This window comes from Sodalis sp. (in: enterobacteria), from assembly GCF_051710625.1.
In the GTDB taxonomy this organism is placed as follows: Bacteria; Pseudomonadota; Gammaproteobacteria; order Enterobacterales; family Enterobacteriaceae; genus JBPESN01.
On record NZ_JBPESN010000057.1, the window covers coordinates 1 to 14,812 of the forward strand.

Consider the following 14,812-nt stretch of genomic DNA (forward strand, 5'->3'; position numbering starts at 1 on the left):
GTCGTCCTGACAGGCCAGACGGCAGGCGAACGGTATTGCGCAGTCAGGTTCATGAACTGCACAGTATCAGCCATGGTGCCGCTGGCGCGAGAAGTATCGCCACCATGGCAACCCAGAGAGGCTTCCGGATGGGGCGCTGGCTCGCAGGCAGGCTCATGAAAGAGCTGGGGCTGGTCAGTTGTCAGCAGCCGACGCACAGGTATAAGCGTGGCGGTCAGGAGCATGTTGCGATCCCGAATTATCTTGAGCGCCAGTTCGCTGTAACGGAGCCAAACCAGGTATGGTGCGGCGATGTGACGTATATCTGGACCGGGAAACGCTGGGCATACCTTGCGGTTGTTCTTGATCTGTTCGCGAGGAAACCGGTGGGCTGGGCTATGTCGTTCTCCCCGGACAGCAGACTGACCATCAAAGCACTGGAAATGGCATGGGAAACACGTGGTAAACCAGACGGAGTGATGTTCCACAGCGATCAGGGTAGCCACTATACGAGCAGGTAGTTCCGACAGTTGCTGTGGCGTTACCGGATCAAACAAAGCATGAGTCAGCGGGGTAACTGTTGGGATAACAGTCCGATGGAGCGCTTCTTCAGAAGTCTGAAAAACGAGTGGATACCGGTAACGTGCTACATAAGCTTCAGCGAAGCAGCTCATGAAATTACCGACTATATCGTGGGATATTACAGCGCACTCAGGCCGTATGAATATAACGGTGGGTTGCCACCAAACGAATCAGAAAATAGATACTAGAAAAACACTAATGCGGTGGCCAGTATTAGTTGATCACTACAAAGTTCAGGGAGTAGAAACGGTACCGATCGTTATCGCGATAGTTCATGCTGAACTCGCCTTCCCGCGCCATACGCCCGGTTGGCGTTTGCAACAGACTCACACCGCCCTGATCCATTTGCGACGGCCCTATCGGCGCGGGGTAAGAAGCGGCCTGACAGGCGCTGGCCACCGATAGCGCAATAAAACTGAGAAGATATTTTTTATTCATCAGTCAGGGATCCGGTGAGTCAGTCAGGAGACAATCTGTTCATTTACATCCCGGTAGGCCCTTGGGCAGTGAGCAGGAAGAGAACCCAACGTAGATGATGCTGCCCGGCGCCACTTCCACATGACGGTGATTCCAGTACGCCACGGGCACTTTCTCCGTTTTGCCATCAGGCTAAACAACCCAGACCACGTTCTTTTCCGCGCCGCTCAAGCGCTGGTGGGCTTGCAGATATTCGGCGACATCGCGACCGAGCTGATAGGGCTGCGGGCCGGCAGGCGTCGTGACGCCGACCACCTGTATGCTGGTGGGCCGGGATAACGTATAGACGCTATATTCGCCGCTCAATCGGCGATTGGCCTCGGAATGCAAACGTATCCAGTCCGGATCCAGCCGCACAAATTGCCACCTGGTTACCCGCGTGGCGGCCAACTGCGCGCGCACCCTGTCCACCGAGTCGGCCAATTCGCCGTCATTATCGCCGCGCAGCTCCAGACTAAAAGCACTTAATCGAGCCAGCAACTGCTGTTGCGCCTGCTGCTGTATCCCGCTGGCGGTCCTTTCCGCAATCATGGTGCCCGGCCACCACGTGCGTCCGTTAAGCTCAGGCCGCAGCGTAAGCTGTTCCAGATTGGCAGCGCCTTGTAACACCAGCGCCTGGGATTGCCCAGGATAATGAATCGCCACCCGGCTGTCGGCCATGGCGGACGCAATAAAACCAGCACATAAACTCACGGCGACTAAGAGTTGTTTTTTCATGGTTTATAGGGATTTAAGATGGTGGTTTTGATCGGGAAGTGGTCCGGTCCGATAAATTGTTCGGTTTTTATCACGGCACCGGATCGCGCATCCACCCAGTAGCGGTTACGGTAGTGCGTCTTGAGTTCTGTCACGGTGACATCTTCCTCAAGCACGCGGGTCGCGTGGGGGACATTGAGTATCGTCAGCGTTTCATTATCCGCCAGACTAAAGCGGGAAATAAATGTCGCGGCCAGCAGTTGGCCCTTTTCTGTCCAGGAACGGGTGGACGTCCATTCGGTGCCATTTAGAATGCGATCGGGATGGATAAGGGGATCGGTGTCGAGGTTGGTCACTTCCAGCAGGTTATTTGTCAATCCCAGAGTCTTGACGAGACGCCCGTTGCGCGTCACCAGCATCGCCTGGTCGCGGGTAGCCCATTTCAAATTACCCTGTTCGGCATACGCCAGCACCGCAGAAAATCTGCGACCCGTCGTTCACCTTGGCGTATATACTGGCGTAAGGGATTGCACGCACCTGCGCCGGCGTCATATCAACGTCAGGCGTTCCAAAGATGGCCAATGCGAACGTATCACCTATACCCTGTTGTGACTGACTGCAAGCAGTCAACAGAAAGCACGCTACTAACAAAAAGAAATAGCGCACGTCGTTTCATCTTAAACGAAAAATGTCCAAGAAATAACCACACTTGCGTGTGGTTACTGATTATTTTTTTACTTAGAACGTTGAAGTCGTGGTGCTCGTGCTCGGGTTGTTACCACCGCTACCGTTATCGTCGTTGTGGGAGGAAATCAATGCCGCGCCAGCGATAACGGCGATAGCGCCGACACCTACCGCAGTAACTGCGCCAACACTCAGGCCGGAAGCCGTTGCGCCACCTGCGGTGCCGCCCTGGCCACTATCGGTGCTGCGATAGCATAGGAACCACTCGCCATCAACGCTGCAGCTATTACTACACTTAACAGTTTTTTCATATTAAATACCTTTAACTCATGAGGATGATTACTATAAATTAAGTTAATAGCTAATTATCTTTTAGAAAAAATATAAATCAATATAATAAAATATTGATTGCATCCTTGACTCATGAGAAGGGCGCAAAAGTGCTGAAAGGCGGGTAAGAACGGATAATTGTAAAATATCACACTGCTTTGTTATTGTAATGTAAAATTAAATATCGACATTACTCCTTTACGGTCGCGATAATTTGCTAAAAGGAATACCATATTAACCCTGCCTAAGGTAAAAAGTTGCAGCGATGAGCGATATATTACGTTAACGCCTGTGGCCAGTAGCAATAACGCAGACGAAGGATGAGCAATAACTTATTGCTTTGTAATGATTAAAAATAGAAATCTTTTGTTAAATTTTACTGTCATTATCCGGCGCCTGCCGGTGTGTTTTTAAGAATCACCCTAAAAGTGTTTCTAAATCGCTACCGCCGTCACGCTTTACTCTGTTGATCGCCGGGCGCTAACAGCAAGGCGGCCAGAAACTGGCCGCGCGCTCTCAAGAAAAGTTTATCAGTGACGCCAGGATTTATAGCGATTGATCAGGCCATTGGTGGAATTATTATGGGCATCAATCGGATTATCTTGCGCCAATTCCGGCAGAATGCGGTTGGCGAGTTGTTTGCCTAACTCAACGCCCCACTAGTCAAAGGTATAAATATTTAATATTGTCCCTTGCGTGAAAATCTTGTGTTCATACAGCGCAATCAGCGCGCCCAAACTATAAGGGGTAATCTCGCGCAGCAAGATGAAGTTGGTGGGACGATTGCCCTCAAACACTTTGTACGCGCAACATGCTGCACTTGATCCAGTGATTTCCCGGCCGCGCTGAATTCCTGCTCCACCGCTTCGCGTGACTTGCCAAAAGTCAGCGCTTCGGTCTGAGCAAAAAAATTGGAGAGCAGCTTGGCGTGATGATCGGCAAGGGGATTGTGGCTGATGGCGGGCGCGATAAAGTAGCAGAGGATAATTTTAGTCCCTTGGTGAATCAGCTGATAAAACGCATGCTGACCGTTGGTGCCCGGTTCGCCCCAAATAATAGGTCCGGTTTGATAGCTGACGGGATGCCCCCCGCGATCGACACATTTCCCATTCGAATCCATATTTCTCTGTTGGAAATAAGCGGCAAAACGGTGCATGTATTGATCGTAAGGTAAAATCCTCTCCGTCTCCATGCTGAGGAAATTGTTATACCAAATACCGATAAACGCCAAGAGCACCGGCAAATTCTTATCCAGCGGCGTCGAGACGAAGTGGTGGTCCATAGCGTGCGCGCCGCTGAGCAATTTTTCAAAATTATCGAAGCCGAGCGACAGCGCAATGGACAGACCCGATGGCGGACCAGAGCGAATAGCGGCCTCCCACCCAATCCTAGAACTTAAACATATTCTCGGTATCGATGTCAAATTCCGCTACCGCATTTACGTTGGTGGACAGTGCGGCGAAATGACGGGCGACATGTTGCTCATCCCCGGCGGTTTTCAAGAACCAATCCCGGGCGCTGTGGGCGTTGGTCATGGTTTCCTGGGTAGTAAAGGTCTTGGACGCCACCAGGAATAACGTGGTAGCCGGATCCAGGTCTTTTATCGTTTCGGCAATATGCGTTCCATCCACGTTGGACACATAGTGCATATTGAGATGGTTTTTATAAGGCCGCCGCGTCTCGGTCACCATATACGGGCCAAGATCGGAGCCGCCGATGCCGATATTAACGATATCGGTAATGGTGCGACCGGTATACCCTTTCCATTCGCCGCCGATTACCCGATCGCAAAATTGTTTCATTTTTGCCAGCACCGCATTAACGTCCGGCATGACATTTTTGCCGTCCACGTTAATCGGCGTGTTGCTGCGGTTGTGCAGCGCAACATGCAACACCGCCGATCTTCAGTACGGTTAATTTTCTCGCCGCTAAACATGGCGGCGATAGCCTCCTTGACGCCACACTCTTCCGCCAGCGCCAGCGCCAGCGCCAGCAGCCGGGTCAATATTTCGGCGGTGATGCGGTTTTTCGAGTAAGTCCACCAGCATCTGATCGTCGAAGGTGGCCGAGAAAGAGGAAAAACGCTCAGGCTCCTGCGCGAACAGGTCGCTTATCTGCACTCTTTCATCGTAGCCAAATGTTGTTGCAGCTCTTTCCAGGCCGCGGTATGACTAGGATTGTTATTTTTCATAACAACACTCTTATAGGTGATTAAATCGTCGCATATTTTTTCGATTGTATCGCTATCGCCGCGCAGGGGATGCCTTTTCTTGCGCTAATGATAGCGCCTGGTGCCAGAACCGGCGACACCTTGAGGCATGCCTTTATTTAGCCTAACAGACTCACGCTGATTTTCTTGCTGCAAATTGCCGTCTGCCGGGAAACGGGCCAGCGATGATAAAATCACGCGTTGCTACGTTGACATCACCGTTATTACCCGGTGTTTCTAATGGCCTAGTGACGCATCTGATGCGTTAACCAGAAGAGGCGCGTCGCTTAGGCAGGGTGTGTGAGGATCCGTTTTCCCGTGACCACACCTGAGGGGGAGCGACGCCGAGACGGTAGCGGGCATACGGGCCGGCCGCCGTCGACCACAGGGGCTGAATTCCCTGGGTTGTCACCAGCATTGTTCGCCACCAGGCGATCAGCACAGTGGAGCGCTTCTGGGGTACCGTAGCCAACTTCTACGCCTGCTCCCTGTTTTCCGCGCTTGACTCGTGCCTGATCTGTTTTCACCGATGTCATCAGCTATGGCATCCGATACGAGGTATTTTTAGGCATGTCAAACAACTCTGCTGCTTCCCTGGGGGTAGCCAAATTCGGCGGCACCAGCGTGGCCGATTTCGACGCGATGAACCGCAGCGCGGATATCGTCTTAGCCAATCCCGCGGTGCGTCTGGTGGTGCTTTCCGCCTCGGCCGGCGTCACCAATGTGCTAGTCGCACTGTCGAAAGGCAACGAAGCGGAGCGCCGTGCCTACTATTTGGATGAAATCCGCCGCATTTAATACAGCATTATCGACCATCTGGCGGAACAGACGGTGATCCGCGAAGAGGTCGACCGGATGATCCATAATATCGCTATGCTGGCCGAGGCGGCGGGCCTGGCGACGTCTCTGGCACTGACCGATGAGCTAGTCAGCCACGGCGAATTGATGTCGACGCTGCTGTTTGTGGAAGTCTTGCGCCAGCGCGGCGTGGCGGCGGCGTAGTTTGATGTGCGTAAAGTCATGCGTACCAACGATCAATTCGGCCGCGCCAAACCGGACAGCCATGCTCTTAAGGCGCAGGCGCGCACCCTGCTCTGCTGCTGCCGCGCCTGGAAACTGAGCTGGTCATCACCCAAGGCTTTATCGGCCGGCTGCGAGGCAAAAGGGCGCACCACCACACTCGGACGCGGCGGCAGCGACTATACCGCAGGGCTGCTGGGGGAAGCGCTGGAGGCGGGGCGAATCGATATCTGGATTGATGTGCCCGGCATCTATACCACCGATCCGCGCGTCGTGCCGGCGGCCAAACGCATTGACGAAATCAGCTTCGAGGAAGCCGCGGAAATGGCCACCTTTGGCGCCAAAATTCTGCACCTGGCGCCGCTGCTGCCGGCGGTACGCAGCGCGATTCCGGTCTTTGTCGGCTCCAGTAAGGATCCCGGCGCCGGCGGCACGCTGGTGTATAATCACACCGACAATCCGCCGCTGTTCTGCGCTTTAGCTCAGCGCCGGCGCCAGACGCTGCTGACATTGCACAGCCTCAATATGCTGCACGCCCGCGGTTTTCTGGCGGAAGGGTTTAATATTCTGGCGCGGCATGCCATCTCGGTGGATCTTATCACCACCTCCGAAGTTAGTGTGGTGTTGACCGTGGATACCACCGGCTCCACCACCACCGGCGCGAGCCTGCTCACGCAGGCGCTGCTGACCGAGCTCTCCTCGTTGTGCCGGGTAGAGGTGGAAGAGGATCTGGCGCTGGTGGCATTGATTGGTAATAAACTGTCGCGGGCCTGTGGGGTGGGAAAAGAGGTGTTCGGGGTTCTGGATCCGTTCAACATCCGGCTTATCTGTTACGGCGCCAGCAGCCATAATCTTTGCTTGCTAGTGCCGGGCGGCGACGCCAAGCAGGTGGTGCGAACCCTACACAGCGCGCTGTTCGACTGAGCCTCTTCGGCGGCGGGCGCCGTCAGGACGTGCCGGCGGCCGGTGGTCGGCCGTCGTCACGTTCGCGAACTTCATCCTCTTCGGACCCTTCGTCCAGCTCCAGCACGTTATATGCCACCGAGCAGAACAACGAGTTGACACGTTTCAGATCCCCCAGCAGACTCAAATGCAGCGAGCTGGTCTCCAGGCTCTGCACATTCTGCTGATGCAACCGGTCCACATGGGCATGGGCATAACGGCGGTCGGTGATACGAAAGCGGTGTTTGGCGCGGCGCAGACGGCGGGCACTGGTCATGTCGTTAGACAAGAATACCGACAGGCTTAACCGTAAATTCGACATCAGCTGCTCATGCAGCGTATCCAGCTCCTTCATCCCCTGCGCCGAGAAAGTACGGCGCGCGTTCAGCGATTTCGCGGCGATATCCCCCGTCATACGTTCGATGATATCCCCCGCCTGCTCAAGATTGAGCGCCATTTCAATGATCTCCGCCCAGCGACGGGAATCCGCTTCGTCCAGATCCTCCTTGGGGATCTGCGCCAGATAGAGTTTGATGGCCGTATACAGCACATCGACGTCGTCGTCCAGACGACGCACCTCGCGGTTTTTATCAACCTGCCCGTGCAGCACTTCGGTGTGCAGCAGCAGCATGCTTTCCACCACATCGCCCATTCGCAGGGTTTCCCGGGCGGCGTTGACCAGCGCCACCGCCGGCGTATCCAGCGCGATGGTATCCAAATGACGTGGACGCACGCTTCGATCATCAATCGGCGTATCGGTAATCCACTTGCTGCACAGACGCGCTATAGGTTCGGCGAAGGGCACCATGGCTATGCAGCGAAGCAGGTTGTAGAACACGTGGAAATAGATAACCAGTTCTGAATCCGCCAGCGGCAGCCGTTCCAGCAATTGCGCCAGCGGCGAGACAAACGGCAGCACGACAAGACAACCGATAAGTTTGAACAGTAAGCTGCCCAGGGCGACGCGTTTACCTTCGGCGTTCTGGCCGCTGGCGTTGAGCATCGCCAGGATCCCGCTGCCGAGGTTTGCCCCGATCGCCAGGCATAGCGCCACTTTAAAGGAAATAACATCGGTAGCGGAGAGGGTCGCGGTCAGCAGCACCGCCGCCAGGCTGGAATAACTGATAATAGAGAACAGCGCCCCGGTCAAAGCATCCAGCAGAATATCGCCGGTCAGTGACGAGAATAGGACTTTGACGCCGTTGGCCTGGGTGATGGGTGTAGAGGCGCTGACGATAAGCTCTAGAGCCAGCAAAATCAGACCCAGACCGATAGCGACGCGCCCCAGTTGGCCTGCGCGGGATTGTTTACGGCCGAGGAACAGGCAGACACCAATGAAAATAAACAGCGGCGACAGCCAAGAAAGATCGAAGGTCAGCACCCGCGCCATCAGGGCGGTACCCACATCGGCGCCGAGAATGATCACCAGCGCCGGCGTCAGCGCCACCAACTTCTGGGCCACGAAGGACGTCACCAGCATGGCGGTGGCGTTGCTGCTCTGCACCAGCGCGGTCACGCCGATGCCGGCCATAAAGGCCATAGTTTTCTTCTTTACGCTGCGGCTGAGCACCTGCCGTAGCCGGGCTCCATAGACACGCATTATGCCCGTGCGAACGATATGAGTGCCCCATACCAGCAACGCCACGGCGGACAATAGATGTAACAGCGTTAACACTCGGTTTGAAGCTCCCTATTATAGATGAATACCGGCACTCCTTACCGGCGACCCTGTGTTGATAAGGAGGTTCATGGGGCCGCGCATCAGGCAACCTCGCATAGTGTTGATAACTTTAACTGTAGACCAATTCGACCGTTATTTGGATAGCAATCTGCCGCAGAACGGTTCAAAACATCCACTAACAGCAAAACCTGGCGGCATTTCACCCGATAACGTATCACGTTGCCCAACAGCCTATGGGCGAGGATAACCGCGTCAAGCCCTTGCCCGGCCTGCGCCAGCGTAATGGATTCCGGCCGTATGGCGACCCGCGTGGTATGACCTCGCCCGGTGAGCGCGCTGGCCTGCTCGGGCTCCAGTATATTGTAACTGCCGATGAATCCGGCGACAAAAGCGTTTCCCGGCCGGGTGTAGAGCATCTCCGCGCTGTCGTTTTGTACAATGTGCCCCTGATTTATCAGCACGACTCTATCGGACAGCGTCAGCGTTTTTTCCTGGTCGTGGGTGATGAAAATAGCGGTTAATTTAAGCTCCTGCTGGATGAGGCGGATTTGGTCGCGCAAATAGCGACGAATACGCGCATCCAGCGCCGATAACGGTTCATCGAGCAGCAGCCGCTGCGGCCAGGTCACCAGCGATCGGGCCAGCGCCACCCGCTGGCTTTGCCCGCCGGAAAGTTGATAAGGATAGCGGTGGGCGAAAGTCTGCAACTCTACCAGCGCCAGCGCCTCATCGGTGCGCTGGCGGATAACGTCGGGGGTCAGCTTTTGCATCTTCAGGCCAAACGTGACATTGGCCGTGACCGTCATATTGGGAAACAGCGCGTAGCTCTGGAAAAGCATGCCGATACCGCGCTGTTGTGGCGGCAGCAGATCTTGTGCATCAAGCGTAATCTCGCCACTGTCTACCGCGGTTAAACCGGCAAGACAGCGCAATAACGTCGATTTCCCGCAACCGCTCGGGCCCAGCAAGGTGACAAATTCGCCTTCGTCGGCGCTGAAATCGATATTGGCGAACACCTGGGTCGGACCATAATGCTTGTTCAGTTGCTTAACCGTTAAATACCCCATCTTCACTCCTTTTCCTTACCGACCGCATTGGCCAGCAATGTCAACAGCAGGACCACCACAAAATAGGAAATGACCAGCGCGCTGGTGAAACGGCAGCGGCCGTTACGCATATTGTAGAGGTAGACCTGCAGGGTTTCGTAGCGATTGCCCACTAACAGGTTGGCAACCACGAACTCGCCGATAAGAAAGGAAAATGACAGCAGCATCGCTATCATACAGCCCTTGCGCAGATTGGGCTGGATGACCAATAGCGCCGCCTGTTCGGTGCTGGCACCCAGCAGATGGGCCGCATCCATCAGGCTGCGCAAGTTGATTGCCTGCATGTTATATTATTCACGGCGCGGTACATAAACGGCAGCATCAAGGTAAAGTAGCAGCCGATTAATATCCAGGGGGTGCCGGTTAGCGCCAGCGGGCCGTCGGAATACAGTTGTAATAGCCCTACCGAGGAGACGATAAGCGGGACGGCGAACGGCAGTAGGATGAAAATATTCATCACCCCGTCCAGCCAGGGAAAGAAGTAGGCGATAACAAAAATCACCGGCAGCACCAGCAACGCCAACAGCAGCAGCGCGCCCAGGCAAATAAGCAGAGAATGGCCCAAGGCGGTTAAAAATCACGGGTCGCGCCACAGATCCAAAAACCAGTTAATCTCAAATACCTGCGGTAAAATCGTGGCCCACAGGTGCTGCTGAGGGCATAAACCAGCGTTGCCGCCAGCGGTAATAACAGCACCACCAGCACCATACCCAACGCGCTAGCCAGGTGCGGATCGAGATCGCCTGCCACCAGCGCAGAAATGCGGATCGGAATGATGTTGTAATTACCGGTAGTCAGCGCAAAGAGGGTGGCGTAGGCACTGAGCGCATTGGCCAGTAGGATCACAAAGGTGCCGAGCAGCGCCGGGGTCAATGCCGGCAAACCGATGTGCCACCAGAAACGCAAACGGCTCGCACCGAGCAGAGCCGCGGATTCGCGCCATTCTTCGCGCAGCGCGCCGAAAGCGGGATAAAGTAGCAGTACCCCTAACGGGATCTGAAAATAAGTATAAAGCACCGTTAAGCCGGTTTTGGAGTACAGGCTAAAATCCGTCATCCAGCCATAGCGGCGCAGCAGCAAGGTGACGCAGCCGTTGGCGCCCAGTCAATGTAAGGAGTAGCTGGCGACAATGGCGATAAGCAGGCCGCACAGTCTGGAGGAAGGCGTCAGTTGCAGGGAGAACTGCATTGCCTGGCGATAGAACGGCGCGCTGAAAATCGTGCGGTAGTTGGTAAGCCCCCCCATCCGTCGAGGTCGCTCAGGAAACTCCCGATGGCCATCCACGCCAGCGGTGCTATCTGAAATGCGCTAAACAGCAGCGCAAACGGCAGGGGCACCAGCGCCGCTATCTCTTTGCCCTTCATCGCAACAGATCCCTGCAGGCCGGCCTGTCATAGTCCACGCCGAGCAACTGGCATATCGTACCGCAGAGTTCCGTTTGCAGGGGCCGTGCCGGGGAGAGAGTGAAGGCGTCGCCGAACACAAACAGCGGCACCTGGCGTTCTTCCGGTAAAATACCGCCGTGGCTGCGATCGTCGTTCATACCATGATCGGCGGTCACGATGACCTGATAGCCCGCCGACAGCCACCCCGGCAGCCAGCGCGACAGTAAACAACCATCGGCGTGACGTGCGGCGTTGCGGTACTGGGGCGTCGACAGGCCGTGGCGATGGCCGGCGTCATCAATATTCATCGGATGGATTAGTAAAAAGTTCGGCTTATGGCGCCGCCGCAAGCTTTCTGCATCCACGAACACGTGGGAATCCGGGTAATGATCCGCATGATAAAAATGCCCGTACTGAATCGGCAGCGCTGGCGCCAGCGTGTGTCTGTCTTCCGCGGCGTTGAAGGGTGCGCGGTTTATACAGTTCACTCACCCAATGATAAGCCGCTGCCGCCGTGGTGAGTCCGGCCGCACACGCGAAGTGGAAAATACTGCGGTGGTGCGACAGGCGGATAATCTCATTATGTACTACCCCGCTTCTTACCGGCGGAACGCCGGTAAGAATACATTCGTACAACGGACGCGATAACGACGGCAATTCACAGGTCAACGAATAAAGCCGGCCGCGGCCGGCGGTGCATTCGCCATGCAGGTAACCCATGGCGTTATAAGCCACCACATAGCTGAGTCCGTCCAAAATCACTAAAATTGTTTTCACACCCGTTCCTCATGCCTGTCAGTCTCGCGCGGACGTCCCCGCCGCGGTCGATTACCGCTGCGAGGCGCGCGACACCAACGCCAATCCCCTGGCCGTCGACGCGCCGCCGGCGAAAAGGGCCATACCGCTGGCACGGCGCCAGGGAAATCTGTTTATTGCTTCATCGCCATCATCACGTTTTCCTGCCACAGACGCGGCAGCGCTTTGGCGTTCTTTCCTCAGGCCGCGGTATCGGCTATCGGGTGAGCATTCTTGTACTGTTTCTCGGGCAGCAGTTTCGCCTGGACGTCAGCCGGCAGCGTCAGATACTCGACGCGAATTGGACGGGCGTAACCGCGGGCCAAATTGATCTGCCCGGCATCCGAGAAGATGTATTCACGGGCGAATTTGGCGGCGTTGGGATGTTTGGCGTATTTGTTGATGATGGTGCTGTAGCCGGAGGTGATGGTACCATCGGCAAGGATCAGCACTTCAAACCGGGTTTTATCAATGGTATCGCGGTAGTTCAGGCCGTTAGAGTCCCAGATGATCCCGACGTCCACCTCGCCCTTCTCCAGCGCGGCGATAGTGGGATCGTTCAAGCCCAGCCGGCCGGCTTTGACCAGTTTGGCAAAGAAATCGAGGCCCGGTTGCAAATTCGTTTCGTTGCTGCCCATGGCATAAGCGGCCGCCAGCACGCCGTTTACCGCTTGCGCCGCGGTGCCGACACCCCCTAAGGCGACTTTATAATCGCCCTTGAGCAAATCCACCCAGCTATGGGGAATGACCTTCACCGTCTGTTTATTCACGATAAAAGCAATTGTGTCGGTGTAGGCCGGCCACCGCCCAGTGGCCGTCCTTATCTTTCGCCCAGGCAGGAATTTGATCCCAGGTGCTGGGTTTATAGGGTTGCGTCACTCCCTTTTGTACCGCCAGCGGGGCAAAGGAGACGCCGACATCGCCGATATCGGCGCTGGCGTTATTCTTTTCCGCCAAAAATTTGGCGATTTCCTGCGCGGAACTCATATCCGTATCGCTGTGCTGTATCTGGTATTGGCTGGCCAAAAATCCTGCCAGGCCTGTTTCCAGTTGGCCCAGGAATCGGGCATATCGACGCTCATGACCTGACCTTCCTGGGCGAAACGTTCCACCGCCGCCGCGCCGATACCGCTTGACGCGCCGGTGACCAGCACCACTTTCCGCTGAAAACGCATGGTTGTAGCTCCTTTTATTAGCTGATGCAGCCTTCGCTTCCGGCAGCCTGCAGTTTGATGCCGCTAAAACGGGCAACAAGCCCCGCCTTATCTGGGCAGGCGGCGTAACGCCCCACAGTAGCGGCGCTCGGCCGACGGGGCACGGGCTGATGCGGACCACGCGTAGATCCCCGTCCGATCCGCCCGCAGACAGTATTAACGCCTCCTGGCGCAGGCTGATTTTAAAAAACAGCCGCTGGCTCTACGCCCCCTCCCGGCCACTCAATACCTGACCAGTCGGACAGCCCCGCGCGCGGGGCTGCCACACCGAGCCGAATGGCATTGTCCGGCTAGCGTTCGGCGCAAAATTTAATCCAATCGTCGGCGGACGAGCGGACCATCATCCTGGCCTGGTCATAGCAATGGCGTGGCCGGAGATGCACGCAGGCGCGCATAGCTCAGCATCGCCGCGAAATTCGCTTAATAGCGCATGTCCATTGTCGGCGCGTTATGGCCAAACCAGGTCTGGCGCCGGAAATCCGTCCCGGCGGCCGGGCAGATGGATACCCCCGTCGGCCCGATAAACATCTTGCCGGAAGGATTAAGCGCCACCATACGGCTACCGGGGGGTCGTAGTGCGAAAGCTTCAGCGACCATCGGTACCGTCCTTCGCCAACCGATCGAACACCATCAGCGACTCGACCCCCTGCGCGAATGCTAGCAACAGTGTGGGGTGGCAATCATTTCTGGACTCTTAAGTTAAACAATGGGTTAGCCGGAAGCCCTCTAATGGCACGGCTTACAGAGATTTTACAGATTCTGGACTCGTCGCAAAAAAATGGGCAGAAAATGATTTTTTTGCGCTAAATTCTGGACTCGAATGACTGTGGTTTGAGCAGATTTAAAGGTAGTTTAAACGCCTTTTGAGCATCCATTAGATATATGTGAATTAGGTTAAAAAATTTTAGTAAATCATAAAAATAATGAAATGAGATAGATAATGGCCTAATCTTTATTTAGGCCGTTCTACTTTTCTTACAGTTTAAGCTTGCCACATCTTCTACTGCACACTCTTCAGATACCGCCCCCTTTTTAGCTTCGTGTAGGTCTATCAGACGTTCTTTTTCTTCTTTTAAAAGTTGGAGTAACAGGCTATCTAAGTCATCTTTACGTCCTGATAACGCCAATACACCCCTTGCCCCTTCTTGCAAAAGCAGGCTTATTAATGCCTCTGAATATTTTTTATTTAGCGACTTATAAATCATATGCCAAGTGGCTTCTAAAGGATCCTCCATTAGGCTTTCCTCGTTAATCGACTGAATCTCGCTAGTTGAGGCCACTTCTTTTTGAGTGCATAGTGAACCAAATGCAAGCCAGTCCAGGCTGACGTGTTCCTTATATGCAGTGCTCTGGACCATTGTAAAAGATGGTTCTGTACCTCTAGTTAAATAGTTGTGCAATGTTGAGAAGGATAACCCCCATTCATTTGCAGCAGCTCTAGCGCTTCTATATGCTTATATAGTTGTTTAAGGCGTGCGACAAAATTTTCTTTTCCATCCATATCAAAAGCAAAATTACTTGTTTTCTTCTTCCTCTTCCTTATTTTCTTTTCTCTATAACTTATTGATTATAGTTAATAATATACAAAATATCTCTCATATGGGGCGATCAGAAAAGAAAATTCATTATTTGCTTTACTTCTCTTAAATTTGAGATGTCCTTGCTGTATGGGTAAGCCCCATGACTTACCCACATGGTTAACCTTTTAGGGT

At 54.6% G+C, this 14,812-nt stretch carries 10 protein-coding genes, 7 pseudogenes and 1 riboswitch; of the genes and pseudogenes, 4 read left to right on the plus strand and 13 right to left on the minus strand.

Features of this window, described 5'->3' with window-relative positions; translation table 11 throughout:
• Positions 1–749: pseudogene (locus tag ACTBDU_RS12425) on the plus strand (IS3 family transposase); the annotation flags it as partial.
• Between the two features lie 25 nt (positions 750–774).
• On the opposite strand, the gene ACTBDU_RS12430 reads toward ACTBDU_RS12425, so the two are convergent.
• The 5 genes and pseudogenes from ACTBDU_RS12430 to pgi form a co-directional block, all read right to left on the minus strand.
• A complete protein-coding gene (locus ACTBDU_RS12430; RefSeq protein WP_438806664.1) occupies positions 775–999 on the minus strand; it encodes a YjbH domain-containing protein in 225 nt (74 codons plus the stop codon).
• Positions 1,000–1,038: 39 nt separating this feature from the next.
• A pseudogene (locus tag ACTBDU_RS12435) lies at positions 1,039–1,755 on the minus strand (capsule biosynthesis GfcC family protein).
• On the minus strand, positions 1,752–2,207 hold the full coding sequence (locus ACTBDU_RS12440) for a YjbF family lipoprotein (protein ID WP_438806665.1): 456 nt from the start codon (positions 2,205–2,207) through the stop codon (positions 1,752–1,754). The pseudogene ACTBDU_RS12435 and the gene ACTBDU_RS12440 overlap by 4 nt, the downstream one beginning before the upstream one ends.
• Positions 2,182–2,400: a YjbF family lipoprotein gene (locus ACTBDU_RS12445; RefSeq protein ID WP_438806666.1), complete on the minus strand. Its 219-nt coding sequence runs from the start codon at positions 2,398–2,400 to the stop codon at positions 2,182–2,184. The genes ACTBDU_RS12440 and ACTBDU_RS12445 overlap by 26 nt, the downstream gene beginning before the upstream one ends.
• Positions 2,401–3,278: 878 nt before the next feature.
• Positions 3,279–4,939, minus strand: a pseudogene (pgi, locus tag ACTBDU_RS12450) (glucose-6-phosphate isomerase).
• Positions 4,940–5,222: 283 nt separating this feature from the next.
• A riboswitch (Lysine riboswitch) is annotated at positions 5,223–5,419 on the plus strand.
• A gap of 108 nt (positions 5,420–5,527) precedes the next feature.
• Here pgi and ACTBDU_RS12455 point away from each other — a divergent pair.
• From ACTBDU_RS12455 to lysC, 3 genes are read left to right on the plus strand one after another with little or no spacing between them, the layout of a single operon-like run.
• Entirely contained in the window at positions 5,528–5,755 is a 228-nt protein-coding gene (locus tag ACTBDU_RS12455) for a hypothetical protein (protein WP_438806667.1), read from the plus strand.
• A 33-nt stretch (positions 5,756–5,788) separates the two neighbouring features.
• Positions 5,789–5,959: a hypothetical protein gene (locus ACTBDU_RS12460; protein WP_438806668.1), complete on the plus strand. Its 171-nt coding sequence runs from the start codon at positions 5,789–5,791 to the stop codon at positions 5,957–5,959.
• Between the two features lie 6 nt (positions 5,960–5,965).
• Positions 5,966–6,901 (plus strand): lysine-sensitive aspartokinase 3, encoded by a 936-nt coding sequence (gene lysC, locus ACTBDU_RS12465; protein ID WP_438806669.1) that lies wholly within the window; start codon positions 5,966–5,968, stop codon positions 6,899–6,901.
• Positions 6,902–6,923: 22 nt separating this feature from the next.
• Here the strand turns inward: lysC and ACTBDU_RS12470 are convergent, their stop codons facing one another.
• The 8 genes and pseudogenes from ACTBDU_RS12470 to ACTBDU_RS12505 form a co-directional block, all read right to left on the minus strand.
• Positions 6,924–8,594, minus strand: a complete 1,671-nt coding sequence (locus ACTBDU_RS12470; protein ID WP_438806670.1) for a Na/Pi cotransporter family protein — start codon at positions 8,592–8,594, stop codon at positions 6,924–6,926.
• Between the two features lie 86 nt (positions 8,595–8,680).
• Positions 8,681–9,667 (minus strand): ABC transporter ATP-binding protein, encoded by a 987-nt coding sequence (locus ACTBDU_RS12475; protein WP_438806671.1) that lies wholly within the window; start codon positions 9,665–9,667, stop codon positions 8,681–8,683.
• Positions 9,668–9,669: 2 nt separating this feature from the next.
• Positions 9,670–10,414: pseudogene (locus tag ACTBDU_RS12480) on the minus strand (ABC transporter permease).
• Positions 10,394–11,070 (minus strand): annotated as a pseudogene (locus ACTBDU_RS12485) (ABC transporter permease); the annotation flags it as partial. The pseudogenes ACTBDU_RS12485 and ACTBDU_RS12480, both read right to left, overlap by 21 nt.
• Positions 11,067–11,868, minus strand: a pseudogene (locus ACTBDU_RS12490) (alkaline phosphatase family protein). The pseudogenes ACTBDU_RS12490 and ACTBDU_RS12485, both read right to left, overlap by 4 nt.
• A gap of 152 nt (positions 11,869–12,020) precedes the next feature.
• Positions 12,021–13,061 (minus strand): annotated as a pseudogene (locus ACTBDU_RS12495) (SDR family NAD(P)-dependent oxidoreductase).
• A 459-nt stretch (positions 13,062–13,520) separates the two neighbouring features.
• Entirely contained in the window at positions 13,521–13,697 is a 177-nt protein-coding gene (locus ACTBDU_RS12500; protein WP_438806672.1) for a hypothetical protein, read from the minus strand.
• Positions 13,698–14,056: 359 nt separating this feature from the next.
• Positions 14,057–14,335: a hypothetical protein gene (locus tag ACTBDU_RS12505; RefSeq protein ID WP_438806673.1), complete on the minus strand. Its 279-nt coding sequence runs from the start codon at positions 14,333–14,335 to the stop codon at positions 14,057–14,059.
• Positions 14,336–14,812 lie beyond the last annotated feature (477 nt).

Bases quoted from the DNA above. Each gene is read 5' to 3' on its own strand.
- ACTBDU_RS12430 (WP_438806664.1), bottom strand. From the start codon at position 999: ATGAATAAAAAATATCTTCTCAGTTTTATTGCGCTATCGGTGGCCAGC.
- ACTBDU_RS12505 (WP_438806673.1), bottom strand. From the start codon at position 14,335: ATGGAGGATCCTTTAGAAGCCACTTGGCATATGATTTATAAGTCGCTA.
- ACTBDU_RS12455 (WP_438806667.1), top strand. From the start codon at position 5,528: ATGTCAAACAACTCTGCTGCTTCCCTGGGGGTAGCCAAATTCGGCGGC.
- ACTBDU_RS12500 (WP_438806672.1), bottom strand. From the start codon at position 13,697: ATGGTCGCTGAAGCTTTCGCACTACGACCCCCCGGTAGCCGTATGGTG.
- ACTBDU_RS12475 (WP_438806671.1), bottom strand. From the start codon at position 9,667: ATGGGGTATTTAACGGTTAAGCAACTGAACAAGCATTATGGTCCGACC.